Raw genomic sequence first — 24983 nt, 5'->3', positions numbered from 1 at the left:
TCGCCATCGCTTAACTAGCTCCAAAACAATCGGGGTTGCGCGTGCCAAAAAGAGTACTCGTTGTCGAGGACAACGAACTAAACCTGAAGCTGTTCTGCGATTTGTTGCGTGCGCACGGCTATCTTGCCGAGCCGGTTCGCGACGGGCGCGAGGCCGTGGCCACGGCGCTTCGTTTCGAACCCGATCTGGTGATCATGGATATCCAGATGCCGCATGTCACGGGCTTCGAACTGATCGAGCGGATGCAGCGGGATGCCGCACTGAGTCGGATCCCGATCATGGCGGTTACCGCCTATGCGAGCCACGAGGATGAGGAGCGGATTCGCACTGCAGGCGCCCGATCCTATGTCGCCAAGCCCATTTCGCTCGCACGATTCGTCGAGCAGGTGGAACGCCTGCTCGCATCGGCTTCGAACGAAGCCGTATGAATGAGGAAAGCGCCGAATCGCGGGGATCCGGCGCCGAAACCTTCGTAGCGCAACCGGGCTGCCCGCCCGGCGACCGCGTTACTTGATCTTCGCTTCCTTGAAATCCACGTGCTTGCGCGCGACCGGATCATATTTGCGGAAGCTCAGCTTCTCGGTCTGGGTGCGCGGATTCTTCTTGGTGACATAGAAGAAGCCCGTATCCGCCGTGCTGACGAGCTTGATCTTTACGGTGGTCGGCTTTGCCATGACCCGGAACCCTTGATTCGTGCGAAAAGAAAAGAGCGGCGCGCCATGGGCACACCGCTGACAGGGGCGAGCGGATGCGCGAATCGTGTGGAAAAGTCAAGCATCCGCGCGACAAGCCGCAATCGATCACGGTGATCGGGATAATCCGAGCGTATAGACTGGCCGCTACCGGGAACCGGACCCTATATGCCGATCGTTATCGGTACGAATCGAATAGCCCCCGGAGGAACCCATGGCTGAAAATCCCGCCCTTGCGACGCCGACCGATCTGAACCGCAACGATACCAAGAGCGTGGCGGAAGCGCTGAACAGCGCGCTGGCCGATTGCTTCACGCTGTATCTGAAGACGAAGAATTTCCACTGGCACGTCTCCGGCCCGCATTTCCGCGATTACCACCTGCTGCTGGACGACCAGGCCACGCAAATCCTCGGCGTTACCGATGCGATCGCCGAGCGCGTGCGCAAGACCGGCAATACCACCCTGCGCTCGATCGGGGATATCGCTCGCCGGCAGACCATTTCCGATAACGACGCCGATTTCGTCGCGCCGGGCGACATGCTCGCCGAACTGCGCGACGACAATCTCAAGCTCGTCGAAAGCTTCCGGGCGGTGAAGGATGCCGCGGAAGCCGCGAAGGACAATGCCACCAGCGGCATCGTCGACGAATGGACCGACCAGGCCGAAGAGCGTGCCTGGTTCCTGTTCGAGGCCAGCCGCAAGGGCTGAGCCGATGGGGGCCGGATTGCGATCCGGCCCCCGTTCGCATCACTTCACCTTGGCCAGGTCCGCATCGAGCTTGGCCAGCATTTCATCGGTGATCTTCCCCTGCGAGAAGGGGGCGACCGCCCGAAAGCTCATCGCCTTGAATTGTTCGTAGGCCGGGTGCGCTTCGAGATCGCCGAGCCCGTTGGCGACGAGCACCGCCTTTGCATCCGCATTGGCGAACAGATCCACGATCGGCGTGTCGACGCTGAACCTGGCGGAGGCGGGGCCTCCGGCGCTTGCCGGGGCCGTCGCGGCGGCGGGCGCCGCGGCTTGCTGCGCCATGGCGGCGGGGCTGAACATGGCGGCGGCGATCGCGCCAGCAACAAGAAGCTTCATCGAAAAGGCTCTCCCAGATCGGACGCGAGGCGCGCCCGAGCGGGGAGGCTAGGTACGAATTGCGGCAGCTTTGCGAATCGTCAAAGCGTCGCGCCGTCAAAGGTCAGCAGCCAAAGATCGGGCACCGCACCGATCCGCAGCGGCACGCCGCTCGTGCCGATCCCGGCAGTCACCAGCACGTCGCGGCCCGGCTCGCGGATCAGTCCGCAGGTGAAGCGGCGGCCATAGCGCGATGCCGTCTTCGGCGGGCCGATCAGCGGCAGCGCGATCTGGCCGCAATGCGTGTGGCCGGCGAGCACCAGCCGGAAGGAGGGCGGCAGGCTGGGCGCGACATCGGGCGTGTGGCTCAGAACCACCACGGGGCCGGGCAGCGCGGCGGCGGCGCGCGTCATCCGGCCGAGTCGGAACTTGCCGTGATACAGATCGTCGGCACCGGCGATGGTGAGGGCTCCGCGGCGGACGGCCTGGTTGCGCAGCACCGTCACGCCATTCGCGGCCAGGCGTGGCGGCAGATCGGTGGTGCCGGCGTTCGAATAATCATGGTTGCCGAGCACCGCGACCACGCCGAGCCGCGCGCGCAGCCCGGCGAGCGGGGCGCTTGCCTCCGCGCCGCTGTAGACCTGCGTGGAAATCGTGCGTTCCTGCTCGATATCGCCGGCGATCAGCACCAGATCGGGTCGCAGCGCATTCACCTGCGCCACGACGCGGGCGAGTCGCGATGGCGGTGTATCGGGGCCGGCGACGTGCAGGTCGCTCAGCAGTACGACGCGCATCGGCGGCGCGCCCGCCGGCCAGTCGCGCAGATGCACGGTCAGCCGACGCACCACCGGATCGCGCGTAGCGGTGTGATAGCCCAGGGCAAGGATGCCGATCGCGATGGCGGCGAGCAGGAGGAGAAAGCGCTTCATCCCCCGCTCCCTAGGGTATTGATGCGGCCATTCGAAGTCTTGCCGGTCACGGGGCCGGTTATGGCTATCGTCGTTCCCCCGTGCCAACATCTCGCCATGCGGATGATCGGACTGATCGGCGGGATGAGCTGGGAAAGCTCGGCGGCCTATTATCGCCTCCTCAACGAGGGCGTGCGGGCGCAGCGCGGCCCCACCGCCTCCGCCAGATGTCTGCTCTGGTCGTTCGATTTCTCGGAGATCGAGGCGCTGCAGCACCGTGGTGACTGGGATGCGCTCGCGGAACGGCTGATCCATGCGGCCCGGCAACTGGAGACGGCGGGCGCCGAGACGCTGCTGATCTGCACCAACACCATGCATCGCATCGCCGACGCGGTGACGGCGGCGGTTTCGATTCCCTTGCTGCACATCGCCGATCCCACCGCCCGGCGCATCAAGGCCGCGGGCATCGGCACCGTGGGGCTGCTGGGTACCGCCTTCACCATGGAGCAATCCTTCTACAAGGATCGCCTGATCGACCAGCACGGGCTACGGGTGATCGTTCCCGATGCAGCGGATCGGCACACCGTGCACCGGGTGATCTATGAGGAGTTGGTCGCAGGCCATATCGTACCGGCGTCGCGGGAGGCCTATCGGGCGATCATCGCCCGGCTGGTAGCGGCGGGGGCCGAGGCGGTGATTCTAGGATGCACCGAGATCATGCTGCTGGTCGGACCAGAAGACAGCGCGGTCCCGCTGTTCGACACCACCGCGATTCACGCCGCTGCCGCGGTGGAATGGACGTTGGCCGAGGACCCGGCCGCACCCAGCGCGACCGGGCACTAGCGCCGCGGGCTTCCTGGCCCCATCTCTCTGTCCATGCGCGCTTTTGCCGACCTGCTCGACCGGCTGATCTACACCCGCTCGCGCAATGCCAAGCTGCGCCTGATCGGTGCCTATCTGCGCGCCACTCCCGATCCCGATCGCGGCTGGGCGATGGCGGCGTTGACCGGGGGGCTCGATCTGCCGGGGGTGAAGCCCGCGGTGCTGCGGGCGATGATCGAGGCGCGGGTCGATCCGGTGCTGTACGGCATGAGTCGCGATTTCGTGGGCGATTCGGCGGAAACCATTGCGCTGCTCTGGCCCGAGCCAAGCGTTCCGCCCGCCGACGCCGCGCCGCTGACGCTCGCGCAGGTCGTGGCGAGGCTGGCGACGCTGTCGCGCTCGGATGCGCCGGGGGTGCTGGCGGCAATGCTCGATCGGTTGGCGGCGGACGAGCGCTATGCGTTGCTCAAGCTGGCGACGGGGGCCCTGCGCGTCGGCATTTCCGCGCGGCTCGCCAAGACCGCCCTGGCCCAGGCCTTCGGGCTCGAGGTCGAAGCCGTGGAAGAGCTGTGGCACGGGCTGGTGCCGCCCTATGGCCGGCTGTTCGACTGGGCCGAGGGCCGCGGCGAGCAGCCGCGCGTCGAGGATGTGCCGGTCTTCCGCCCGTTCATGCTCGCCCACCCGCTCGACGCGGTGCAGCTCAGCCTCACCGACTATGCGGCCGAATGGAAATGGGACGGCATCCGCGTCCAGCTCGTCCATGCCGGTGGGGAGTCGCGACTCTACAGTCGTGCAGGCGACGACATCACCCGCAGCTTCCCCGAGGTCGCCGCCGCCTTCGGGACGCCGGGGGTGCTCGATGGCGAACTGCTGGTGCGCGGCGACGTGCAGGGCGGCGAGGCGGGCAGCTTCAACGCGTTGCAACAGCGGCTGGGACGCAAGACTGTATCGGCAAAGACGCTGGCCGAATTTCCCGCCTTCGTTCGCCTGTACGACATCCTGTTCGACGGGAGGGAGGATCTGCGCGAGTGCCCCTGGCAGGCGCGCCGGACGCGACTGGAGGGATTCGTCGCGCGGCTCGATCCTGTGCGGTTCGATCTCTCCGCCGTGATCGATGCCGCCGACTTCGCTGCGCTGGAGGAAATCCGCGCCGGTGCCCGCGACGCTGCGATCGAGGGCGTGATGCTCAAGCGACGCGATTCGCCCTATGTTGCTGGCCGGCGGGTGGGGCTGTGGTACAAGTGGAAGCGCGACCCGCTCACTGCGGATTGCGTGCTGATGTATGCCCAGCGCGGTTCGGGCAAACGCAGCAGCTTCTATTCGGACTTCACTTTCGGCGCGTGGAGCGATGCGGGCGAGTTGCTGCCGGTGGGCAAGGCCTATTTCGGGTTCACCGACGAAGAACTGAAATGGCTCGATCGCCACGTCCGCACCCACACGACCAACCGTTTCGGCCCGGTGCGCGAGACCGACAAGTCGCTGGTGCTGGAAGTGGCGTTCGATTCGATTCACGAATCGAAGCGGCACAAATCCGGCCTCGCGATGCGCTTCCCCCGCATCGCCCGTATCCGCACCGACAAGCCCGCCGCCGAGGCGGACACGATCGCGGGGCTGCGGCGGCTCGTGACCTGAGGGACAAATTCCTTGTCCCCAGCCCGGTATCGATGGCCGCCCATCGGCCAAGGCGGTAGAAGCGGCGCATGACCCAGGGGGATCCGGCGGACACGCACCGCGCGCAGATGACGCTCACCGAACGCGAGAAGACGACGTTGCGCCTATTGCTGGCCGGCCACGATGCCAAATCGATCGCGCGGGAACAGGGCCTGTCCGTGCACACCATCAATGAACGCCTGCGCGATGCGCGCCGGAAGCTGGGCGTGGCAAGCAGCCGAGAGGCGGCACGCCTGCTCGCCGAGCGCGAGGCGGGCGCCCCCGAAAGGCGTGGGGACGAATCTATCGAGGTGTCGGCGGAGGCGCCGGCCATGGCTTCTGTCGATCCGGGCCAGCGCCGCCACCAACGGGTGCACCGGCTTGCCTGGCTCAGTGGAGGAATGCTCACCATGTCGCTTTTCATTGCCGCCGCCGCGGCCATCGCGCTGCACAGTCCCGCCACGCCCGACGTCCAGCGTCCGGCACCAGCCGCTGCCGCTGCCCAGGCAGCGAGCCTCGATGCCGCCAGGGCGTGGCTCGCCTTGGTCGACCAGTCGAAATGGCCGGAAAGCTGGCAAAACGCCGGCGCGATGTTCCGGGGCCAGGTTTCCGCCGCGCGCTGGGCGGAAATGGTCACGCCGGTCCGCCAGCCGCTCGGTGCCGTGGTGTCGCGGAACTTCCAGTCGGTGATCCGGACGAAGACGCTGCCCGGCGCCCCCGATGGCGACTATGAGGTTCTCAAGTTCGAGACGGATTTCGCACAGCGCCGCGACTCGATCGAAACCGTCATCCTCGCCCGCGAGGGTGCGACCTGGCGAGTCGCGGGCTATTTCATCCGCTAAAGCGAGATGACGTGATGTTGGCCCGCCGCTTGCACGGGCCACCAGCCTGCACTGCGCGATGTGCCCCGAAACGAAAGGGGCCGGACGTTGCCGCCCGGCCCCTTCGATCGCGTAATCCCGTGCGGGTTACTGCTGCGGCGAGAGGTTCACCGCTGCGTATTTGCCGCGACGATCGACTTCGAGTTCGAACTCGAGCCGGTCGCCTTCGTTGAGCGTCGGCATGCCGGCGCGCTCTACGGCCGAGATGTGCACGAAGGCATCGGGCTGGCCATCATCGCGCTGGATGAAGCCGAAGCCCTTCATCGCGTTGAAGAACTTGACCGTGCCGGTCGCCTTCTCGCCGGTCAGCTGACGCTGCGGACCACCACGGGCACCACCGTCGCGGCCACCGGCAGAATCTTCGCGCGGCGCACGTTCGGTAACGGCCATCGGCTCACCATCGATCTTGATGCCGGTCGCCGAGATGCGGCCACCGCGATCGACGAGCGTGAAGCCGAGCGGCTGACCTTCCGCCAGCGCAGTCAGGCCTGCCTGCTCCACGGCGGAGATGTGCACAAACACATCCTCACCACCATCATCGCGAACGATGAAGCCGAAGCCTTTCTGCGCGTTGAAGAACTTTACGACGCCAGTCGCTTCTCCAACAACCTGGGGGGGCATACCGCCGCCGCCACGGCCGCCGCCGAAGCCGCCACCACCGCCGCCGCCGCCGAAACCGCCGCCGCTGCGGAAGCCACCGCCGCCACCGCCGCCGTAACCACCGCCGCCGCCGAAGCCGCCGCGGCCGCCGCCGCCGAACCCGCCGCGATCTTCGAAGCCGCCGCCGAAGCCGCCGCCGCCGAAGTTATCGTCGCCGAAACTATCGCGCTTGTCCCTGCCGCGCCCACCGCGCTCTCCGCGACGTCCTCTATCGAAACTCATGCCCTGTTCGTCTTCCCGGTTCGCCCTAACCAATCAAAACCTGAGCGCCGGACGAAAAACGCTGGTCTTCCGGCACTAACGCAGCGCCACCGACACCCTTCATAACCCAAAAAAACAGGGTGCGCGAACGAATTTCGCGCGGAAACCGCGATTGCGGCAGGAAAGTGTCTTGAAAGCCACGGGGAAAATGCGGGGTTTTGCGTGCTCCGGGCAGGCGGCAGCGCAACGACCGGCCGCCGAAGCGCTCCACCAGCGCGATGAATGGAGCGCGCGACTCGCCCGTATCGATACCCCGCAGCGCGGCAGAAAGGGCGGGAGACGCTGCAAAGCATTGAGCTACGCCGCCAACCCGTTTACGCGGGCGCGATGGCTGTACATTTCCACGAAGAAGACCTGCCCGAAGACGTGTTCGCCCCTGGCGCGGCGATCGCCGTCGACACGGAAACGATGGGCTTGATCACTCCGCGCGACCGGCTGTGCCTGGTCCAGCTCTCGGATGGCTCGGGCGACGAGCATCTGGTGCGGTTCGGGCCGCGTTCCAACTATGCCGCGCCCAATCTGCGGATGGTGCTGGCCGATCCGGAGCGTCTGAAGCTCTATCATTATGCCCGATTCGATCTGGCGGCGATTCGCTTCTATCTCGGCGTGACGGCGGGGCCGGTCTATTGCACCAAGACCGCCTCGCGGCTGGTGCGCACCTATACCGATCGCCACGGGCTGAAGGATCTGGCGCGCGAGCTGGTCGGCGCGGAAATTTCCAAGCAGCAGCAGTCCTCGGATTGGGGCGGCCCGGACATTTCGGATGCGCAGCGCGACTATGCCGCGTCGGACGTGCGATATCTGCACGCGATGAAGGTCGAGCTCGATCGCCGGCTGGAACGCGAAGGCCGCACGGAACTTGCGCAGGCCTGTTTCGATTTCCTTCCCTGGCGTGCGGAACTCGATCTGGCTGGCTGGCCGGATACGGATATCTTCGCGCATATCTGATTCGTCGACGGTTGCCGATTGTCGATCGGCTACCCACAAAGGCTGCCATGTCCGAACTCGCCAACCGGTTGCGATCGCAGAGCCGTTCCTGGGCCCATCCCGGAAGCAGCCACGATCGCGCCGTGCGCACCGCGCTGGTGGTGTTGCCGATCACGATCGGGGCGCTGTTCGCCTTTCTCGTCACCGCGCCGCTGTTCATGGGCGGTGACGTCAGCTTCGTGCTGGACAAGAACAAGGTGGCGATGTCGCCGGAACGGCTGCGAATCGATTCGGCCGATTATCGCGGTGACGATGCCAAGGGCCAGCGGTTCGAACTCCATGCCGGTTCGGCCATCCAGAAAAGCTCGGCGGAGCCGGTGGTGCAGCTCAGGGATCTGCGTGCCCAGCTGCAATTGCCCGAGGGGCCGGCGATGCTGGTGGCGAATCGCGGGCGTTACAATCTCAATAGCGATCAGGTGGCGATCGACGGTCCGATCCGGTTTCGGACCAGCGATGGCTATACGCTCAACACCAATGACGCGACGATCGACCTGAAGACGCGTATGCTTGCGAGCGGTGGCGCGGTGACGGGCAATACGCCCACCGGCACGTTCAGCGCGAATCGGTTGACCGCGGATCTCGATCGCCGCGTTATCTCGCTAGAGGGCAATGCCCGCTTGCGGATGGTGCCGAAGCAGACGAAGAGGCCCTGATGAACCGTCGCTCCGCCCTTGCCCTTGCCGCTCCGCTGCTGCTCGTCGCGATTCCGGCCGCCGCGCAGACCCGGCACGACACCAATGCGCCGATCGATTTCGACGCGCGCAACATCCAGCTCGACGATCGCGCCAATCGCGCGATCCTGACCGGGGACGTGGTGATCCGGCAGGCGGAGATGACGCTGCGTGCCGCGCGCGTTACTGTCGCGTATAGCGGCAGCGCGCTCAGCGGTTCGCCCCAGGCATCGCGACTCGATGCCGGCGGCGGCGTCACCGTGACCCGGCCGGACCAGACGGCGCGCTCCAACTATGCCGTGTACGATGTCGATCGCCGGGTGATCACGATGATCGGCGGGGTCACGCTGCGCCAGGCCGGCAACAATATCTCGGGCGGGCGCCTGTCGATCAATCTCGATACCGGTCGTGCGACCATCGATGGATCGGGGGTTGGCGGTTCGGCATCGTCGGGCGCGCCGGCAACGCAGAATCAGGGTGGCCGCGTCACCGGACGCTTCTCCGTTCCCAAGCGCGGCGCGGCCGAGCAGCCCAAGCAATAAGCCGGGTGCCGCCATGCCCCGGCGTGCGAACCCTTTCCTTCCCGCGCGTTATCATGCAGGAACCGCCCACGCAGCCGCGCGCGAGGCGGGGTGAAACCGCGATTCCATTGCAGGAGCCGTCATGAGCGACGTCGCCATCGCCACGCCTGATTCTTCCGCCGCCGATCCTGCGCCCCTGCCGGACCAGGGGCTTGCGGTCGTCTCGATCGCCAAATCCTATGACAAGCGAACGGTGTTGACCGACGTTTCGGTCTCGGTCGGTCGCGGCGAGGTCGTCGGCCTGCTCGGCCCCAACGGCGCGGGCAAGACGACCTGCTTCTATTCCGTGATGGGGCTGGTGAAACCCGATAGCGGGCGGATCATGCTCGATGGCGAGGATATTACCCGCCTGCCGATGTATCGGCGGGCGATCCTGGGCCTCGGCTATCTGCCGCAGGAAACCTCGATCTTCCGAGGCCTCAGCGTCGAGAAGAACATCCTGGCCGTCCTGGAGCTGGCCGAGCCGGATCGCGATGCGCGCCAGGCGCGGTTGGACGAGCTGCTCGATGAATTCGGCCTCACCCGTCTGCGCACCTCAGCGGCGATGGCGCTGTCCGGCGGCGAACGGCGTCGCGCCGAAATCGCCCGCGCGCTGGCCGCCAACCCGACGATCATCCTGCTCGACGAGCCGTTCGCCGGCATCGATCCGATTTCGATCAGCGACATTCGCGATCTGGTGAAGCAGCTCAAGCAGCGCGGCATCGGGGTGCTGATCACCGACCACAACGTGCGCGAGACGCTGGAAATCGTCGATCGCGGCTATATCATCTATGACGGCCGGGTGCTGTTCGCCGGCTCGCCCGACGATCTGGTCCGCGACGAGAATGTCCGCCGGCTCTATCTCGGCGAAAGCTTCTCGCTCTAAGCGCCATGAGTCTCGCGCCACGCCTCGATCTGCGCCAGTCGCAATCGCTGGTGATGACGCCGCAGCTTCAGCAGGCGATCAAGCTGCTGGCGCTGTCGAACCTGGAGATCGAGACGTTCATCGCCGAGGAGGTCGAGCGCAATCCGCTGCTCGATGCGGGCGGTGGCGAGGAGGGCCCGAACGAGCCGATCGGCGACGCCGACGCGTTCGAGCCGCGCGACGGCCCGGCCGATGCCAGCGAGTTGATCCTGGGCGGCGGCGCGGCATCCGGCGAGGCGGCGCTCGACGTCGATCTCGCGACCGAGGCCTTCCACCATGACTCGCCCACCGACATGATCGGCGGGCTGGACGGCAGCCTGGGGCTGAACGGCGCGAGCGGCGGCGCCTCCGAGGAAGGCCCCGATCTCGACAGTCTCGGCAGCGGCGATCTGAGCCTGGCCGACCACCTGCTCGCCCAGGCCGGATCGACCGTCGCCGGGCCCGACCTGTTCATCGCCCAGCATCTGATCGACCAGATCGACGAGTGCGGCTACCTCACCGTGTCGCTGGCCGAGATCGCCGAACGGCTGGGCGTGCCGCTGGCGCGGGTCGAGGCGGTGCTGGCGGTGATCCAGACCTTCGATCCCACCGGGGTCGGCGCACGCGATCTGGCCGAATGCCTGGCGCTCCAGGCCAAGGAAGCCGATCGCTACGATCCGTGCATGGCGCGGCTGATCGACAATCTGGAGCTGGTCGCGCGCGGCGATCTCGGCCGGCTACGGCGGATCTGCAATGTCGACGACGAGGATCTCGCCGACATGATCCGCGAGCTGCGCAGCTACGATCCCAAGCCCGGCTGCCGCTATGGCGGCGATCCGGTGCCGGCGGTGACGCCCGACCTGTTCGTCGCGCGGCGCGGCACCGGCTGGGTGGTGGAGATCAACGCCGCCACCCTCCCCCGCCTCCTCGTCAACCGCGCTTATTATGCCGAGGTTTCGTCGGGCAAGCAGGACAAGGCGAGCAAGGCCTGGCTCACCGACATGCTCGCCAGCGCCAACTGGCTGGTCAAGGCGCTCGACCAGCGCCAGCGCACGATCATCAAGGTGGCGAGCGAGATCGTGAAGCAGCAGGAAGGCTTTTTCCTGAAGGGCGTGGCACATCTCCGCCCGCTGACGCTGCGCCAGGTGGCCGACGCGATCGAGATGCACGAATCGACGGTCAGCCGCGTCACCAGCAACAAATATCTCAGCTGCGCGCGCGGCCTCTTCGAACTGAAATATTTCTTCACTAGCGCGATCCAGTCGGCCGATGGCGGCGAAGCGGTTTCGGCCGAGGCGGTGAAGAGCGCGATCAAGGCGCTGATCGCGGGGGAGGATCCCAAGAAGATCCTGTCCGACGACACGCTGGTCGAGCTGCTCAACGCCAAAGGCTTCGACATCGCGCGCCGGACGGTGGCCAAGTACCGCGAGGCGATGGGTATCGGCAGTTCGGTCCAGCGCCGACGCCAAAAGGCTCTCGAAGGGGCGGGTTGATGGTGCGTTTCCGGTTGTGGTTGGTGGCGGCGCTTGCCGCGATGCTGGCGTGGGCACCGGCCCAGGCGCAGCGCGCGCCGGGACTGACGGTGATGAGCCTCAATATCCGCTATCCGAGTGCGGACGACGGCGCGAATCTGTGGGAGAAGCGCCGCGCGCTCACCATCGCAACGATCCGCGCGGCGAACCCGGACCTGATCGGCACGCAGGAGCTGTTCCAGCGCCAGGGCAACGACGTGGTGAAGGCGCTGCCGCAATATGCGTGGTTCGGCACCGATCGCTATGGCGGCCACGCCAACGAACATATGGGCATCTTCTACCGGCGCGACCGGCTCAAGATCGTGGAGGAGGGCCAGTTCTGGCTCTCGGAGGCGCCCGACAAGCCCGGCAGCATGAGTTGGGGCATCGATCTCCCGCGGATGGTCAACTGGGCGACCTTCCAGACCAGGGACGGCCGCAAGTTCCGCTTCTACGACACCCATTTCCCGCATCGCGACCAAGACGAAGGCGCGCGGGCGCAGGCGGCCATGCTGCTGGCGGCGCGTATCGCCGAGGGGCCCAAGGACCTGCCGGTGATCCTCACCGGCGACTTCAATACGGTGGAGAGCTCCGGTGCGCACCGCGCGCTGACCGCGACGCTGGCCGATGCATGGCTGGGCGGCGCGCCGCGACACGGGCCGGCCTTCACCTTCCACGGCTTTACCGGCGAGGGCGATCGCCGCATCGACTGGATCCTGACGCGCGGCTTTGCGGTGGAGCGGATCGCGACGGTGGATACGCACCAGGGCGCGGTCTATCCGAGCGATCATTATCCCGTCGTCGCCCGGGTGCGGTTCGAGCGCTGAGCGGGCTCACCCGCCGGGGCGCAGGCCGCCCTCCATCAGCATCATCGTGATGCTGCCCATGTCCGTATATTGCAGCACCCCGGCCAGCGTGCCGACCACGTTGGGATCCTGCGCCAGATCCATCAGCGCAACGCGGCCGAGGGCGGTGAAGCTGTTCTGGATCGCGCCGGGGTCGCGCTTGATGCGGTCCATCGCCTCGACGCGGCAGTCGCGGGTGACGAGGCGGGTGATCAGCTGGCCCGCCTGCTGGCTGGCCTGGATGCGGCGGCCTTCGTCGACCTTGACCATGTCGCGCACGGCGGCACTCTGGGCGACGGCGGCGAATACCCAGCGGATCAGTATGTCGCGGTCGGCGCGGCTGGTGCGCGCGCGGAGGCACTCGCCGAAGGGATCGCGCGCCTGAGCCTGCGCGGCCGGTGTGGCGAGAAACGAACCAAAGGCCGCGGCGGCGAGGAGGAGGCGAATCGTCATGGGGATGCTTTAGAAAGGCTCCGCGGCAAGATCGCGGCAGAAGACTGGCAGCGATCCATACCGCGAGGGCGGAGCAACCCCTATTCCCAGAATACTTCGTCATCCCCGCGCAGGCGGGGATCCATTGGCGCTGAAGCTACGGTTCTTTCCCCGACCGGACAGGCCAATGGATTCCCGCCTTGGCGGGAATGACCGTGATTTTGGGTGGGGCTGTCTCCCACCTGATGTGGGAAACACTTTGACGTGACTCGCAGGTCAGAGTGCGATCAGCACCTCGTTGCGACGGAGCGCCCCCGGGATGAACGGCGAGTTGTAAAAGGCATATTCCACCGCGCCGCCGCTCAATCCCTTGGCCGCGAGCCAGCTGCGCAGCTCGGCCTCGCGCTTCTCCAGCACCGCGTCGTCGGGCGACCCCGAGAAGCGCAAGACTGCAACGCGGCGCGCCGGGCGGGTCGCCAGGTCGACATTGTCGGACGGCTTGGGCAGCGTCGCCAGGGTGAACTTGGACGGCATCACGAACTGCGTCCGCCAGCTGGCATCCTGCCTGGCGCTGAGCACCGGGGCGGTCATCGCAATCTTCTCGCCGCCGCTGCCGCCGTTATCACCGCGCCGCTTGGCGGAGATATAGTCCGCCAGCCGCGAGAAGCCGGCGTTGAGCGCGGCGTCGCGGGTGCCGATCGCGCGGGTTTCCGCCACTACCAGCTCGGGATAGTCGCGGATCTCGAACTTGCCGTCCTTTTCCACCAGCGTGAAGGGCGGCTGCTCGCTCGCTTTCTCGAACGCGTAATAGGCCGCGGCGCCCAGGATTGCCGTACCGCCCAGCAGGCCGCCTACCCAGGCCCAAGTCTTGCCCTTCGCCATCATCGATACTCCCTCAATCGTCTTCGTCCTCGAATCCGGAAAGATCGAGCGCACGGGCGCGGATCTGCCGGAGCCGGCACCAATGTACCAGCGCATCCTCACGGCCATGGGTCACCCACACCTCGCGCGGCGACAGTTCCTCGATGGTGCGGGTCAGTTCGTCCCAATCGGCATGGTCGGAGAGGATCAGCGGCAGCTCGACATTGCGCTGCCGGGCGCGCTGGCGCACCCGCATCCAGCCGCTCGCCATCGCGGTGATCGGATCGGGCAGCCGCCGCGACCAGCGATCGTTGAGCGCCCCCGGCGGGCAGAGGATGATCCGCCCCTCCAGTTCCTTCTTCGCGACGCCCGTGGCGGGACGAAGCTCGCCCAGCGCCACGCCATGCGCGACATAGAGGTCGCACAGCGCCTGCAGCGCGCCGTGGAGATAGATCGGATCATCAAAGCCCATGCCCCGCAGCTCGGCGATCACCCGTTGCGCCTTGCCGAGCGCATAGGCCCCGACCAGCACGCAGCGTTCGGGCTCGGTGCGCAGCGCCGCGAGCAGCTTGTCGATCTCGTCGGTGGTCTCGGGATGGCGGAACACCGGCAGGCCGAAGGTCGCCTCGGTGATGAACACGTCGCACGGCACCGGCTGGAAAGGCCTGCAGGTGGGATCGGGCCGGCGCTTGTAGTCGCCGGAGACGACGATGCGCTCGCCGGCGTGATCGAGCACCAGCTGCGCCGAACCAAGCACATGGCCGGCGGGGACGAAGCCCACCTCGATCGGGCCGAGCGTGACGCTCTCCCCATAGTCGACGGCTCGCCCGTGCTGCGGGCCATAGCGCGCCGCCATGATCGCGAGCGTGCCCGGCGTCGCCCACACCGCGCCATGCCCGCCGCGGGCGTGATCGGCATGGCCGTGCGTGATGATTGCCCGCGCGACCGGCTTCGACGGATCGATCCATGCATCCGCCGCCGGAAGATAGATCCCGCAAGGATCGGGAGTGAGCCAGCTGCCAAGCGCCATGGCCTGCGATATGGGGAAGGGGAGGCGGATCGAAAGGGGGCGGGCGGCCTGCCCAGGGCACGGGCGCCGGCCCCGCCGGGCCATACGGGATCCAGCCGCGCGAATTTTCGGTCGAGCCGTTGGCAGACGCGCTCATGCTGCCTAGGCTGCCGCCTGCAATCAAACTTTGGAGGGGGCGGTCACATGGTTCGTCGTACGCACATGCTCGGCATCGCCTGTGCGGTGGGTGCCGTGGGTCTGGGGCTCGTCCATCTGGCGGCGAGCGGCGCGCCGATTCGGTATCTGGGCATCCAGTCCGGGGCGCTCGTCGCGGGCCTGCTGATCCTGTGGGGATTGCACCACGTCCCCTGGTCGGCGCGCTTCGTACCCGCGCTTGCCGCGATCGCGATGGCAGGGGCACTGCTGGCAACGGCATTGCTCGGCGCATCGCTGGACGGCGTCACCCGGTGGGTACGGCTGGGGAGCCTGCTGGTCCAGCCGAGCTTCGTGTTCCTGCCGGTGCTGATCCTGTGCTTCGCGCGGCGTCGCGGGCGCGCCGAGCTGCTGGCGGTCGCCGGTGCGGCGCTGGCGCTCCAGCCCGATCGGGCGATGGCGGCGATGCTGGCCGCGTCGACGATCCTGATCCTGGCGCTCCGGCCGGAGCGGCTGACGCTGGTTGCCACGCTGGCCGCCGCCGCCGGATGCGCGGTTGCCCTTTCCCAGGCGGATACGGTGCCGCCCGCGCCGTTCGTGGAGCGCGTCTATGCCGCCGCCTGGGCATCGGGCGGCGTGGCCGGGTTCGCGGTGCTGGCGGGATCGCTGCTGCTGCTGGTGCCGGCGGTGCCGCTGATCGCCGGCGGACCGGAAGATCGCCTGCTCGGAGCGAGCTTCGGCCTGGTCTGGCTGTCTGCGATCGCCGCGGCGATGCTCGGCGACTATCCAACGCCGGTGGTCGGCTATGGCGGCAGTGCGGTGCTTGGCTACGTCCTGTCCCTGGCGGCCTTGCCGCGCCGCACGGGCGTACCGGCGGACGCCAGCCGGATCGGTCGGGAGAAGGCACCCGCGGAGGACTCCAGGGCAGGGCATCGTCGGACCTGGCGCCACGGCCTGGCCGGATAACAGCCTCCCCTTCGGCGCGGCGCGTTCCTACATGGGGGCCGTGCCCGAAAATGCTCTTCCCGCCCCGCTTGCCCGCTGGTTCGCCGATCGCGGCTGGGCGCTGCGCCGGCATCAGGCGGCGATGCTTGCGGCAGGCCGGGCAGGGCGGCACGCGCTGCTTGTCGCCCCTACCGGTGCGGGCAAGACGCTGTCGGGTTTCCTGCCCAGCCTGGCCGAGCTGATCGAGACGCCGGCTGAGGGGCTGCACACGCTCTACATCTCGCCGCTCAAGGCGCTCGCCGTCGATGTGCAGCGCAACCTGCTGACGCCGATCGATCAGATGGCGCTGCCGATTCGGGTGGAAACGCGCAGCGGCGATACCCCTCATGAGCGCAAGGTCCGCCAGCGCGCGCGGCCGCCGCAGATCCTGCTCACCACGCCCGAATCGCTCAGCCTGCTGCTGTCCTATGAAGACAGCCTGACGATGTTCGCCGATCTGCGGACGGTGGTGATCGATGAGATCCACGCCTTCGCCACCGGCAAGCGCGGCGATCTGCTGGCGCTGGCACTGGCACGACTGGAGCGGCTGGCACCGGGTTTCCGCCGCGTCGGGCTGTCGGCGACGGTGGCGGACCCGGACGGCTACCGCGCCTGGCTCGCCCCGCATGGCGACATCGACGCGGTGACGCTGGTCGAGGGCGAGAAGGGCGCCGATCCGGACATCGCCATCCTGCTGCCCGAGGGCCGGGTGCCCTGGGCCGGGCATTCGGGCATCTACGCCATTCCCCAGGTGATGGCGGAGATCGAGACGCACCGCACCACCATCGTGTTCTGCAACACGCGCGGATTGGCCGAACTGGTCTTCCAGCAATTGTGGAAGGTCAACGATCTCAAGCTGCCGATCGGCGTGCACCATGGCAGCCTGAGCCTGGAGGCGCGGCAGAAGGCCGAACAGGCGATGGCCGACGGGCGGCTGCGCGCGCTGGTCGCCACCGCCAGCCTCGATCTTGGCGTCGACTGGGGCGATGTCGATTGCGTGATCCAGATGGGCGCGCCCAAGGGATCATCTCGGCTGCTCCAGCGCATCGGCCGCGCCAACCACCGGCTCGACGAAGCAAGCGAGGCGGTGCTGATTCCGGGCAATCGCTTCGAATATCTGGAAGCGCGTGCGGCGCTCGACGCCGTGGAGCATGGCGAGCTCGACCCGGATCATTTCCGCCCCGGGGCGCTCGACGTGCTGGCCCAGCATGTCATGGGCTGCGCCTGTGCCGCGCCGTTCGCTGCGCCCGTGATGCTGCAGGAAGTACGTGCAGCATTGCCCTATTCGGCGCTGACCGCGGAGGCGTTCGATGCAGTTCTCCGCTTCATCGCCGATGGCGGCTATGCGTTGCGCGCCTATGACAGGTTCAAGCGGCTCACCCTGGGCAGGGACGGCCTGTGGCGAGTCACCCAACCCGCTTTTATTGCGCAGCATCGGTTGAATGCCGGGATCATCGTCGAATCGCCGATGCTGGAGGTGCGGTTCAAGAACGGCCGGCGGCTGGGCAAGGTGGAGGAAGGCTTTGCCGTGTCGCTTTCGCCCGGCGACACCTTCTTCTTCGCCGGACTCGCGCTGGAGGTGGAGCGCGTGGAGGCGACGGACCTGATCGTCCGGGCGACCGCCAAACAGGCGCGGGTTCCCAGCTATATGGGGGCGCGGCTGGCGATCACCGCCAATCTGGCGGATCGGGTGCGGGGCTTCCTTCATGATCGCGGGCAATGGGCGCGGTTTCCGGCGGATGTGCGCGAATGGTTGGAAACGCAGGATCGGCGCTCCGCGCTGCCCGCACCCGGCCAGCTGCTGGTCGAGACCTTTCCGCACGAGGGGCGCCACCACCTCGTCATCTACAGTTTCGAAGGCTGGAATGCGCACCAGTCGCTGGGAATGCTGGTCACCCGGCGGATGGAGGCGCTGGGGCTGAAGCCGCTGGGCTTCGTCGCCAATGATTATGCGCTGGCGGTGTATGGACTGGAGAGGATCGTCGATCCGCGCCCGCTCTTCTCGCCGGATATCCTGGAGCATGAGTTCGTCGAATGGGTGCAGGGATCGGCGCTGCTCAAGCGGGCGTTCCGCGAAGTGGCGATCATCGGCGGGCTGGTCGAGCGCCAGCATCCCGGCAAGAAGAAGACCGGGCGGCAGGTGACCTTCTCGACCGACCTGATCTACGATGTGCTGCGCCGCTATGAGCCCGATCATTTGCTGCTGCGCGCCGCATGGGAGGATGCCCGCGCCAAGATGACGGATGTGGGCCGGCTTGCGCGGCTGCTCGACGAGGCGGGCGCGCGAATGCTGCATGTCGATCTGCCGCGGGTGAGCCCGATGGCGGTGCCGGTACTGATCATGATCGGCCGCGAATCGGTGGCGCAGGGGGCAACCGAAGACGTGCTGCTCGAAGAAGCGGAAGCAATTGTGGCAGAGGCGATGCGCCTCGATTGACCCCGTTCTTTTGCGGGATTGCTGCGCAACATCGACGGGCGTAGATTCCTGCAATGTTCGGAGTCTCGCCCGCATGGATTCTACTTGGCCTGCTGGCCAGCGGCCCTACCGCTGCGCCCGTGGATCCGGAGACGGCACCTGCCACCGTGCAGCCGGATGCGATCCAGCTGGCGCTGGGAGAGACGAGTTCGCGCCTTACCGTGCCAGTCGCGGTGAAGCGCAAGGGTCCGTATAACTTCATCATCGATACCGGTGCTGAACGTACCGTCGTTTCGCGGGAGCTGGCGAGCATCCTCGAACTCGCGCCGGGCGAGCCGGTGCGCGTCACCTCAATGACCGGACGCAGCGTGGTGGCGACGGTGATCGTGCCCGATCTGCAGATCGAATCGATCGGCACCAGCCATGCGATCGTCGCCCCGGCATTCGAGGCGCATAATCTGGGCGCGGCTGGGCTGCTCGGCATCGACACGCTGCGCGACCATCAGGTGACGATCGATTTCGATACCGGCATCATGGCGGTACGGCCGAGCGTGAAGCGCAAGCGCAACGCCAAGCATGAAGCGGACGAGATCGTCGTCACCGCCAAGGACCAGTTCGGCCAGCTGATCGTCACCGATGCCTATTACGGGAACGCCCGCGTGCAGGTGGTGCTGGACACCGGATCGCAGGTGACGATGGGCAACGACGCGCTGCGCAAGAAGGTCGGCAAGAATGTCGGCCTGTTGCAGACGATCGAGTTGACCAGCGTGGATGGTACCAAGACCATGGCGGCGTACGGCCATGTGCCAAGGATGCGGGTGAGCAACGTCGCGTTCGATGCGTTGCCCGTTGCGTTCGCCGAGGCAGAGCCGTTCAAGCGCTTCGGCCTGACCCGCCGGCCAGCGATCATGCTCGGCATGGATGCGATGCGCAGCTTCCGCCGCGTGGAGATCGACTTTCCGAACCGGCAGGTGCGCTTCTTCATGCCGCGTGGTGTGCCGGGCAAGCGTCCCGATCCGCATGCGGCGTTGCTGGGCGGTGGGCAACGGACGGCCCCGCGCGATTGACTTTACCCGTCGGGTCTGATTGGCCTGACCATATGACCATGCTTTCGCGCGCCGCGCTCGCCGGGCTTCCTGCCGGCATCCTCCGCCCCGGCCATGATCTGGCCGCGATCCGCACCGGCATCGTGCATTTCGGACCCGGTGCGTTCCACCGCGCCCACCAGGCGGCATTCGTCGACAAGGTGCTCGATTCCGATCCGCGTTGGGGCATCGCCGCGGTGTCCCTGCGCAGCGGGAGCACCACCGATGCGCTGAAGGCGCAGGACGGGCTCTATACGCTGGCGGTGATCGATCGCACGCCCTCCACCCGGATCATCGCCGCGCATTCCGATGCGATCGGCCCCGGCGAAGGCGCACGGCTGCGCGCGCTGCTCGCCAGTCCCGAGGTGCGGATCGCCACCAGCACGGTGACCGAGAAGGGCTATTGCCTGGGCGGCGACGGCATCCTGGACATGAATCATCCGGATATCGTCCAGGATCGTGCCCGCCCGGCCGAGCCGGCCAGCGTGATCGGCTGGATCGTCGCAGGCCTCGCCGACCGCCGTGCGGCGGGCGAGGCACCCTTCGCGATGCTCTGCTGCGACAACATGACCGGCAATGGCGGAAAGCTCCGTGCGGCATGCGTCGCGCTGGCGCGCGAATGGGATGCGGGCCTGGCTGACTGGATCGCGGCCGAGGTCGCCTTCCCCGATTCGATGGTCGATTCCATCACCCCGGCCAGCGACGCCGCGTTCCTCGCCAAGGTGGCAGGCGAACTGGGCGTGGAGGACAAGGCGGCGGTGCAGCGCGAATCGTTCACCCAATGGGTGTTGCAGCGGTTCGACATGGCCAACGGACCGGATCTGGCGGCGGCCGGCGTCACGCTGACCAGCGACGTCCGCGGCTATGAGCAGGCCAAGCTGCGCATCCTCAACGGCAGCCATTCCAGCCTGGCCTATATCGGCCTGATGCTGGGCCATGAAACGGTGTTCGAGGCGATGTCCGATGCCGTGCTCGGCGGCTTCGTCACGCGGCTGGCGCATCAGGACATCGCTGCCTCGCTGGGGCCGGTCGATGGGCTGGACGTGCCCGGCTATGTCGATGCGGTGCTCGATCGGTTCCGCAACCCGGCGATCCGGCACCTGCTGTCGCAAATCGCCTGGGACGGTTCGCAGAAGCTGCCCTATCGCCTGCTCGATACCACGGCGGCGGCGCTCGATGCCGGGCGTCCGGTGACGCGGCTGGCGGTGCCGGTGGCGGCGTGGATCGCGTTCCTCGGCGCCAAGGCCCGTGCGGGCGAGGCGATCACCGATCCGCTGGCGGAGACGCTTGCGGCGGCGGCAATCGCCGAGGCGCCGGTGGATGCGGCGTTGGCGCTGCGCCAGGTGTTCCCGGCACGCGTGGCCGAGGATGCCCGCTATCGCGATGCCGTTGCGGCGGCGTTCGCCAAGATCGAAGCCGGGGACCTGCGCGACCTGCTGGCCGGCTGACGATCGGAAAGTGCTGGCAGCCTACAGGGCTGTCGGCACGCCGTCCTGCAATACATGGGTGCAGAGCTGCGCCTGCGGCGTATCCTCTGCCTCCAGCGCCGCCACCGTCACCCAGCCCTGTGCGCGCAGACCGGCGCCAGTGGCGACGTCGGTGCCGAAGGGCAGGAACAGCCGCCGCCGCGCATCGCCGCCGATGCCGGCATCCAGGATCGAATCGGCGTAGAGCGAGAAGCCGACTGCCGGCTCCTCCCGCCCGCCGTCATGCACCACGGTGTAGGTGCCGCCGCGGCCGATCTCGCCGCGCACGCCGCGCGCGAAGATCGAGAAGCCCAGCCAGGTCTGGTATTCGAAGCCATGGCGTTCGGTGGGGTCGAGCGTCAGCGCGACGCCTGCCGGGATGCTGGCCGCGATGGTGGCGAGGCCGTCGATCCGGCTTGCCAGCGCGGTCCCGGCATCGGTCGCGCGCAGCTTCGCCATCGCGCCCGCGAACGGACCCGCCGCCTCGATCAGCGGCAGATAGTTGGGATCGATCGCCGCGACGGCGCCGGCATCCTTGGCGTCCAGCCGCTCGCGCAGTGCGATGAGCTTTTCCGGCGGCAGCGTGCCGCTGGCCAGCGTATCGACCAGGTCGGGCAGGGTGAAATCGATGGCGAGGCCCTCGACGCCCGCCGATTGCAGCGCCTCGATCGCGACGCGGACGACTTCCATCGCCGCGGCGACGCTGTCGCGGCCGATCAGCTCGCAGCCGATCTGGCGCATCGCCCGGCGCGGATCGAGCGCGGGGGCCTTCAGCTTGAGCACCTGTCCGGCATAGCAGAGCCGCACGGGTCGGGGATGGTGGCCCATGCGGGTGGCGGCGATGCGGCCGACCTGCGCGGTAAGGTCCGGGCGGATGGCAAGGCTGCGCTGCGATACCGGATCGACGAAGCGCACCGCATCGCGCACCGCGCCGGTCTTGAGCCGCGTCGCCAGCTCGTCGGCGAATTCGGCGAGCGGCGGATCGACCTGTTCATAGCCATAGAGACGCGCGAGACCCAGCACGCGCGTTTCGAGCCGCGCCGCGGCATCGGCGGCAGGCGGCAGGCGATCGTGAAACCCTTCGGGGAGGAGACCAGTCATGGGCGCCTCCCCTAATGGCTTCAGAAGCCGAGCGCCATGGCGGTCTTCACGGCGGGGAGGGCGCGGACCTTGGCGAGAAGGACATCGTCCACCGCTTCGTCCACCGAGAGCAGCAGGATCGCCTCGCCGCCTGCCGAACGACGGCCGAGGTGGAAGGTGCCGATGTTGACGCCCGCCTCGCCCAGCGTGGTGCCGAGCCGGCCGATAAAGCCCGGCGCGTCCTCGTTGACGATGTAGAGCATGTGGCCGGCCAGATCGGCCTCGACCTTGATGCCGAACAGCTCGACCAGGCGCGGCGCGGCGTTGCCGAACAGCGTGCCCGCCACCGATCGATCGCCCGCTTCGGTGCCGACGGTCACCCGCACCAGCGTGTGATAGTCGCCCTCGCGGTCATGGCGCACTTCGCGCACGTCGAGCCCGCGCTCCTTGGCGAGGAACGGCGCGTTGACCATGTTCACCGTGTCCGAATGGACGCGCATCAGCCCGGCGAGCACCGCGCTGGTGATCGGCTTCTGGTTGAGCTCGGCCGCCGCACCCTCGACTTCGATCGCGATGCTGGTGAGCTCGCCATGCGCCAGCTGGCCGACCAGGCTGCCCAGCTTCTCGGCCAGCGCCATATACGGCTTCAAGCGCGGCGCTTCCTCGGCCGAGAGGCTCGGCACGTTGAGCGCGTTGGTGACGCCGCCGGTGACCAGATAGTCGGCGAGCTGCTCGGCGACCTGGATCGCGACATTGACCTGCGCTTCGGTGGTCGAGGCGCCGAGGTGCGGGGTGGCGACGAAGTTCGGCGTGCCGAACAGCGGGTGCTCCTTGGCGGGCTCCACCGCGAACACGTCGAGCGCGGCACCGGCGATATGGCCGCTCTCCAGCCCTTCCTTGAGCGCCGCCTCGTCGATCAGGCCGCCGCGCGCGCAGTTGATGATCCGCACGCCCTTCTTGGTCTTGGCGAGATTCTCGCGGCTCAGAATGTTGCGGGTCTGGTCGGTCAGCGGGGTGTGCAGCGTGATGAAGTCGGCGCGCAGCAGCAGATCGTCGAGCGTCATCTTCTCGACGCCCATTTCCAGCGCCCGCTCGGGCGTGAGGAACGGATCGTACGCGATCACCCGCATCCGCAGGCCGATGGCACGGTCGGCGACGATCGAGCCGATATTGCCCGCGCCGATCAGGCCCAGCGTCTTGCCGGTCAGCTCGACGCCCATGAAGCGGTTCTTCTCCCACTTGCCCGCCTGGGTCGAGGCATCGGCCTCGGGCAGCTGGCGGGCGAGCGCGAACATCAGCGCGATGGCGTGTTCGGCGGTGGTGATCGAGTTGCCGAACGGGGTGTTCATCACCACCACGCCCTTGGCCGAGGCGGCGGGGATGTCGACATTGTCGACGCCGATGCCGGCGCGGCCGATCACCTTCAGGTTCGGCGCGTGCTCGAGAATGTCCTTGGTGACCTTGGTCGAGCTGCGGATGGCGAGGCCGTCATAGTTGCCGATGATCGCCTTGAGCTCGTCGGGCGTCTTGCCGGTGATCTCGTCCACTTCGACGCCGCGCTCGCGGAAGATCTGCGCGGCCTTGGGGTCCATCTTGTCGGAAATCAGTACCTTGGGCATTTGGATGCTCCATCTTCGCTCCCTCTCCCCTCCGGGGAGAGGGCCGGGGAGAGGGGAATGTGTCTTGAACCGCAAACGTCGGGAGAGTCGGCATCGTCCTGCCCCTCTCCCAACCCTCTCCCCGGAGGGGAGAGGGCTATAGGTCAGCCCGCCTTGGCGGTGGCGTAGGCCCAGTCGAGCCAGGGGCCGAGCGCCTCGATATCGGCGGTGTCGACAGTGGCGCCGCACCAGATGCGCAGGCCCGCCGGCGCGTCGCGATAGCCGGCCACGTCATAGGCCGCGCCTTCCTTTTCGAGCAGGCCGGCGAACTTCTTGATGAAGTCGGCATCGGCGCCCTCGACCGTCAGGCACACGCTGGTGCGCGAACGGATCGCCGGATCCTCGGCGAGGTGGCCCAGCCAGTCGCGCTCGGCGACGATCTTGTCGAGCGCGGCGGCATTGGCGTCCGAACGGGCGATCAGCCCCTCGGCGCCGCCCAGCCCCTTGCCCCATTCGAGCGCGAAGATCGCGTCTTCCACCGCCAGCATCGACGGCGTGTTGATCGTCTCGCCCTTGAACACGCCCTCGGCGAGCTTGCCCTTGGAGACGAGGCGGAACACCTTGGGCAGCGGCCAGGCGGGGGTGTAGGTTTCGAGCCGCTCGACCGCGCGGGGGCCGAGGATCAGCACGCCGTGCGCGCCTTCGCCGCCCAGCACCTTCTGCCAGGAGAAGGTGGCGACGTCGATCTTGTCCCAGGGCAGATCATAGGCGAACACCGCCGAGGTGGCGTCGGCGAAGCTCAGGCCCTCGCGGTCGGCCGGGATCCAGTCGCCGTTCGGCACGCGCGCGCCCGAGGTGGTGCCGTTCCAGGTGAACAGCACGTCGTTCGACCAGTCGACCGCGTTCAGATCGGGCAGCTGGCCGTAATCGGCGCGCAGCACGGTGGGATCGAGCTTGAGCTGCTTGGCGGCATCGGTGACCCAACCTTCACCGAAGCTTTCCCAGGCGAGCGTGGTGACGGGGCGGGCGCCGAGCATCGTCCACATCGCCATTTCGAAGGCGCCGGTATCCGAGCCCGGCACGATGCCGATGCGGTGCGTGTCCGGCAGGCGGAGCAGCTCGCGCATCAGGTCGATGCAATATTGGAGACGGTTCTTGCCCAGCTTCGAGCGGTGCGAGCGGCCGAGCGACTCGACGGCGAGCTTCTCGGGCGACCAGCCCGGGGGCTTGGCGCAAGGACCGGAGGAAAAATAGGGACGCGCCGGTTTGGTGGCGGGCTTCGCAGGCGCAAGAATGGCGTCGGCGGCAGTCAAATCAGTCATATAGTCTCTCCTTGCAGAGAGCACGCGCGGCGTTGGGACCGCGTGGCCCGTCGACGGCCCTAACGGCGGGCGCACAAAAGTCAATTCCGCACATCGTTGCGATGGAACAATGTTGCCGCCCCACGCCTTTGCTGCGCAGCTTTGCAGGACAACAGGGAGACT

General features: G+C 67.5%; 26 protein-coding genes. 15 read left to right on the top strand and 11 right to left on the bottom strand.

Annotated features, from left to right (window positions below; all coding sequences use genetic code 11):
• Positions 1-41: 41 nt before the first annotated feature.
• Positions 42-428: a response regulator gene (locus tag DD559_RS01750; RefSeq protein WP_116470645.1), complete on the top strand. Its 387-nt coding sequence runs from the start codon at positions 42-44 to the stop codon at positions 426-428.
• 78 nt (positions 429-506) lie between these two features.
• Here the strand turns inward: DD559_RS01750 and rpmG are convergent, their stop codons facing one another.
• Positions 507-674, bottom strand: coding sequence for a 50S ribosomal protein L33 (gene rpmG, locus DD559_RS01745; protein WP_116467673.1), 168 nt, complete (start codon positions 672-674; stop codon positions 507-509).
• A gap of 232 nt (positions 675-906) precedes the next feature.
• On the opposite strand from rpmG, the gene DD559_RS01740 reads away from it, so the two are divergent.
• Positions 907-1401: a Dps family protein gene (locus tag DD559_RS01740; RefSeq protein WP_026009058.1), complete on the top strand. Its 495-nt coding sequence runs from the start codon at positions 907-909 to the stop codon at positions 1399-1401.
• A gap of 39 nt (positions 1402-1440) precedes the next feature.
• Here the strand turns inward: DD559_RS01740 and DD559_RS01735 are convergent, their stop codons facing one another.
• Both DD559_RS01735 and DD559_RS01730 read right to left on the bottom strand, forming a co-directional pair.
• A complete protein-coding gene (locus DD559_RS01735) occupies positions 1441-1776 on the bottom strand; it encodes a hypothetical protein (protein ID WP_116467672.1) in 336 nt (111 codons plus the stop codon).
• Between the two features lie 80 nt (positions 1777-1856).
• Positions 1857-2684: a metallophosphoesterase gene (locus DD559_RS01730; RefSeq protein ID WP_116467671.1), complete on the bottom strand. Its 828-nt coding sequence runs from the start codon at positions 2682-2684 to the stop codon at positions 1857-1859.
• 96 nt (positions 2685-2780) lie between these two features.
• Here DD559_RS01730 and DD559_RS01725 point away from each other — a divergent pair, with 96 nt between their 5' ends.
• The 3 genes from DD559_RS01725 (at position 2781) to DD559_RS01715 (ending at position 5977) form a co-directional block, all read left to right on the top strand.
• Positions 2781-3506, top strand: a complete 726-nt coding sequence (locus DD559_RS01725) for an aspartate/glutamate racemase family protein (protein ID WP_116467670.1) — start codon at positions 2781-2783, stop codon at positions 3504-3506.
• A 33-nt stretch (positions 3507-3539) separates the two neighbouring features.
• On the top strand, positions 3540-5117 hold the full coding sequence (locus tag DD559_RS01720; RefSeq protein WP_116467669.1) for a cisplatin damage response ATP-dependent DNA ligase: 1578 nt from the start codon (positions 3540-3542) through the stop codon (positions 5115-5117).
• Between the two features lie 68 nt (positions 5118-5185).
• Complete coding sequence (locus tag DD559_RS01715) at positions 5186-5977, top strand: helix-turn-helix domain-containing protein (protein WP_240610078.1); 792 nt, start codon at positions 5186-5188, stop codon at positions 5975-5977.
• A 126-nt stretch (positions 5978-6103) separates the two neighbouring features.
• Here DD559_RS01715 and DD559_RS20240 read toward each other — a convergent pair whose 3' ends face one another.
• Both DD559_RS20240 and DD559_RS19720 read right to left on the bottom strand, forming a co-directional pair.
• Entirely contained in the window at positions 6104-6898 is a 795-nt protein-coding gene (locus DD559_RS20240; RefSeq protein ID WP_116467668.1) for a cold-shock protein, read from the bottom strand.
• Between the two features lie 25 nt (positions 6899-6923).
• On the bottom strand, positions 6924-7148 hold the full coding sequence (locus tag DD559_RS19720; protein ID WP_165830949.1) for a hypothetical protein: 225 nt from the start codon (positions 7146-7148) through the stop codon (positions 6924-6926).
• Positions 7149-7264: 116 nt separating this feature from the next.
• On the opposite strand from DD559_RS19720, the gene DD559_RS01705 reads away from it, so the two are divergent.
• The 6 genes from DD559_RS01705 (at position 7265) to DD559_RS01680 (ending at position 12397) form a co-directional block, all read left to right on the top strand.
• Positions 7265-7885 (top strand): ribonuclease D, encoded by a 621-nt coding sequence (locus DD559_RS01705; protein WP_116467667.1) that lies wholly within the window; start codon positions 7265-7267, stop codon positions 7883-7885.
• A gap of 47 nt (positions 7886-7932) precedes the next feature.
• On the top strand, positions 7933-8577 hold the full coding sequence (lptC, locus tag DD559_RS01700; protein ID WP_116467666.1) for an LPS export ABC transporter periplasmic protein LptC: 645 nt from the start codon (positions 7933-7935) through the stop codon (positions 8575-8577).
• Entirely contained in the window at positions 8577-9137 is a 561-nt protein-coding gene (locus DD559_RS01695; RefSeq protein WP_116467665.1) for an LptA/OstA family protein, read from the top strand. Before lptC ends, DD559_RS01695 begins: the two co-directional genes overlap by 1 nt.
• 121 nt (positions 9138-9258) lie before the next feature.
• Complete coding sequence (lptB, locus tag DD559_RS01690) at positions 9259-10041, top strand: LPS export ABC transporter ATP-binding protein (protein ID WP_206364419.1); 783 nt, start codon at positions 9259-9261, stop codon at positions 10039-10041.
• A gap of 5 nt (positions 10042-10046) precedes the next feature.
• The gene (gene rpoN, locus DD559_RS01685; RefSeq protein WP_116467664.1) at positions 10047-11552 is read left to right on the top strand and encodes an RNA polymerase factor sigma-54; all 1506 of its coding nucleotides are present in this window, start codon (positions 10047-10049) and stop codon (positions 11550-11552) included.
• Positions 11552-12397: an endonuclease/exonuclease/phosphatase family protein gene (locus DD559_RS01680; RefSeq protein WP_116467663.1), complete on the top strand. Its 846-nt coding sequence runs from the start codon at positions 11552-11554 to the stop codon at positions 12395-12397. The genes rpoN and DD559_RS01680 overlap by 1 nt, the downstream gene beginning before the upstream one ends.
• Before the next feature lie 6 nt (positions 12398-12403).
• Here the strand turns inward: DD559_RS01680 and DD559_RS01675 are convergent, their stop codons facing one another.
• The 3 genes from DD559_RS01675 to DD559_RS01665 all read right to left on the bottom strand — a co-directional run bounded on the left by DD559_RS01675 (position 12404) and on the right by DD559_RS01665 (position 14738).
• A complete protein-coding gene (locus tag DD559_RS01675; RefSeq protein WP_116467662.1) occupies positions 12404-12868 on the bottom strand; it encodes a hypothetical protein in 465 nt (154 codons plus the stop codon).
• 255 nt (positions 12869-13123) lie between these two features.
• Positions 13124-13729: an SOUL family heme-binding protein gene (locus DD559_RS01670; RefSeq protein WP_116470642.1), complete on the bottom strand. Its 606-nt coding sequence runs from the start codon at positions 13727-13729 to the stop codon at positions 13124-13126.
• Positions 13730-13742: 13 nt separating this feature from the next.
• On the bottom strand, positions 13743-14738 hold the full coding sequence (locus DD559_RS01665; protein WP_116467661.1) for a ligase-associated DNA damage response exonuclease: 996 nt from the start codon (positions 14736-14738) through the stop codon (positions 13743-13745).
• 183 nt (positions 14739-14921) lie between these two features.
• Between DD559_RS01665 and DD559_RS01660 the strand changes: the two genes are divergently transcribed.
• The 4 genes from DD559_RS01660 to DD559_RS01645 are packed head-to-tail and all read left to right on the top strand — an operon-like array spanning position 14922 to position 20803.
• Entirely contained in the window at positions 14922-15836 is a 915-nt protein-coding gene (locus DD559_RS01660; RefSeq protein WP_133243757.1) for a hypothetical protein, read from the top strand.
• Positions 15837-15876: 40 nt separating this feature from the next.
• Positions 15877-18291: a ligase-associated DNA damage response DEXH box helicase gene (locus tag DD559_RS01655; protein WP_240610077.1), complete on the top strand. Its 2415-nt coding sequence runs from the start codon at positions 15877-15879 to the stop codon at positions 18289-18291.
• Between the two features lie 53 nt (positions 18292-18344).
• The gene (locus tag DD559_RS01650) at positions 18345-19337 is read left to right on the top strand and encodes an aspartyl protease family protein (protein ID WP_116467658.1); all 993 of its coding nucleotides are present in this window, start codon (positions 18345-18347) and stop codon (positions 19335-19337) included.
• 32 nt (positions 19338-19369) lie between these two features.
• Positions 19370-20803 carry a mannitol dehydrogenase family protein gene (locus DD559_RS01645; protein WP_116467657.1) on the top strand — a complete coding sequence of 478 codons (1434 nt, stop codon included), beginning with the start codon at positions 19370-19372 and terminating at the stop codon, positions 20801-20803.
• Positions 20804-20824: 21 nt separating this feature from the next.
• Here DD559_RS01645 and DD559_RS01640 read toward each other — a convergent pair whose 3' ends face one another.
• The 3 genes from DD559_RS01640 to DD559_RS01630 all read right to left on the bottom strand — a co-directional run bounded on the left by DD559_RS01640 (position 20825) and on the right by DD559_RS01630 (position 24821).
• Positions 20825-21922 carry an ATP phosphoribosyltransferase regulatory subunit gene (locus DD559_RS01640; protein ID WP_116467656.1) on the bottom strand — a complete coding sequence of 366 codons (1098 nt, stop codon included), beginning with the start codon at positions 21920-21922 and terminating at the stop codon, positions 20825-20827.
• Between the two features lie 20 nt (positions 21923-21942).
• On the bottom strand, positions 21943-23520 hold the full coding sequence (gene serA / locus DD559_RS01635) for a phosphoglycerate dehydrogenase (RefSeq protein WP_116467655.1): 1578 nt from the start codon (positions 23518-23520) through the stop codon (positions 21943-21945).
• Positions 23521-23663: 143 nt separating this feature from the next.
• On the bottom strand, positions 23664-24821 hold the full coding sequence (locus tag DD559_RS01630; protein WP_116467654.1) for a phosphoserine transaminase: 1158 nt from the start codon (positions 24819-24821) through the stop codon (positions 23664-23666).
• Positions 24822-24983: the final 162 nt, after the last annotated feature.

The organism is Sphingomonas pokkalii (genome assembly GCF_003096275.1).
Lineage (GTDB): Bacteria > Pseudomonadota > Alphaproteobacteria > Sphingomonadales > Sphingomonadaceae > Sphingomonas > Sphingomonas pokkalii.
This window is presented reverse-complemented; position numbering and strand designations above follow the sequence as displayed.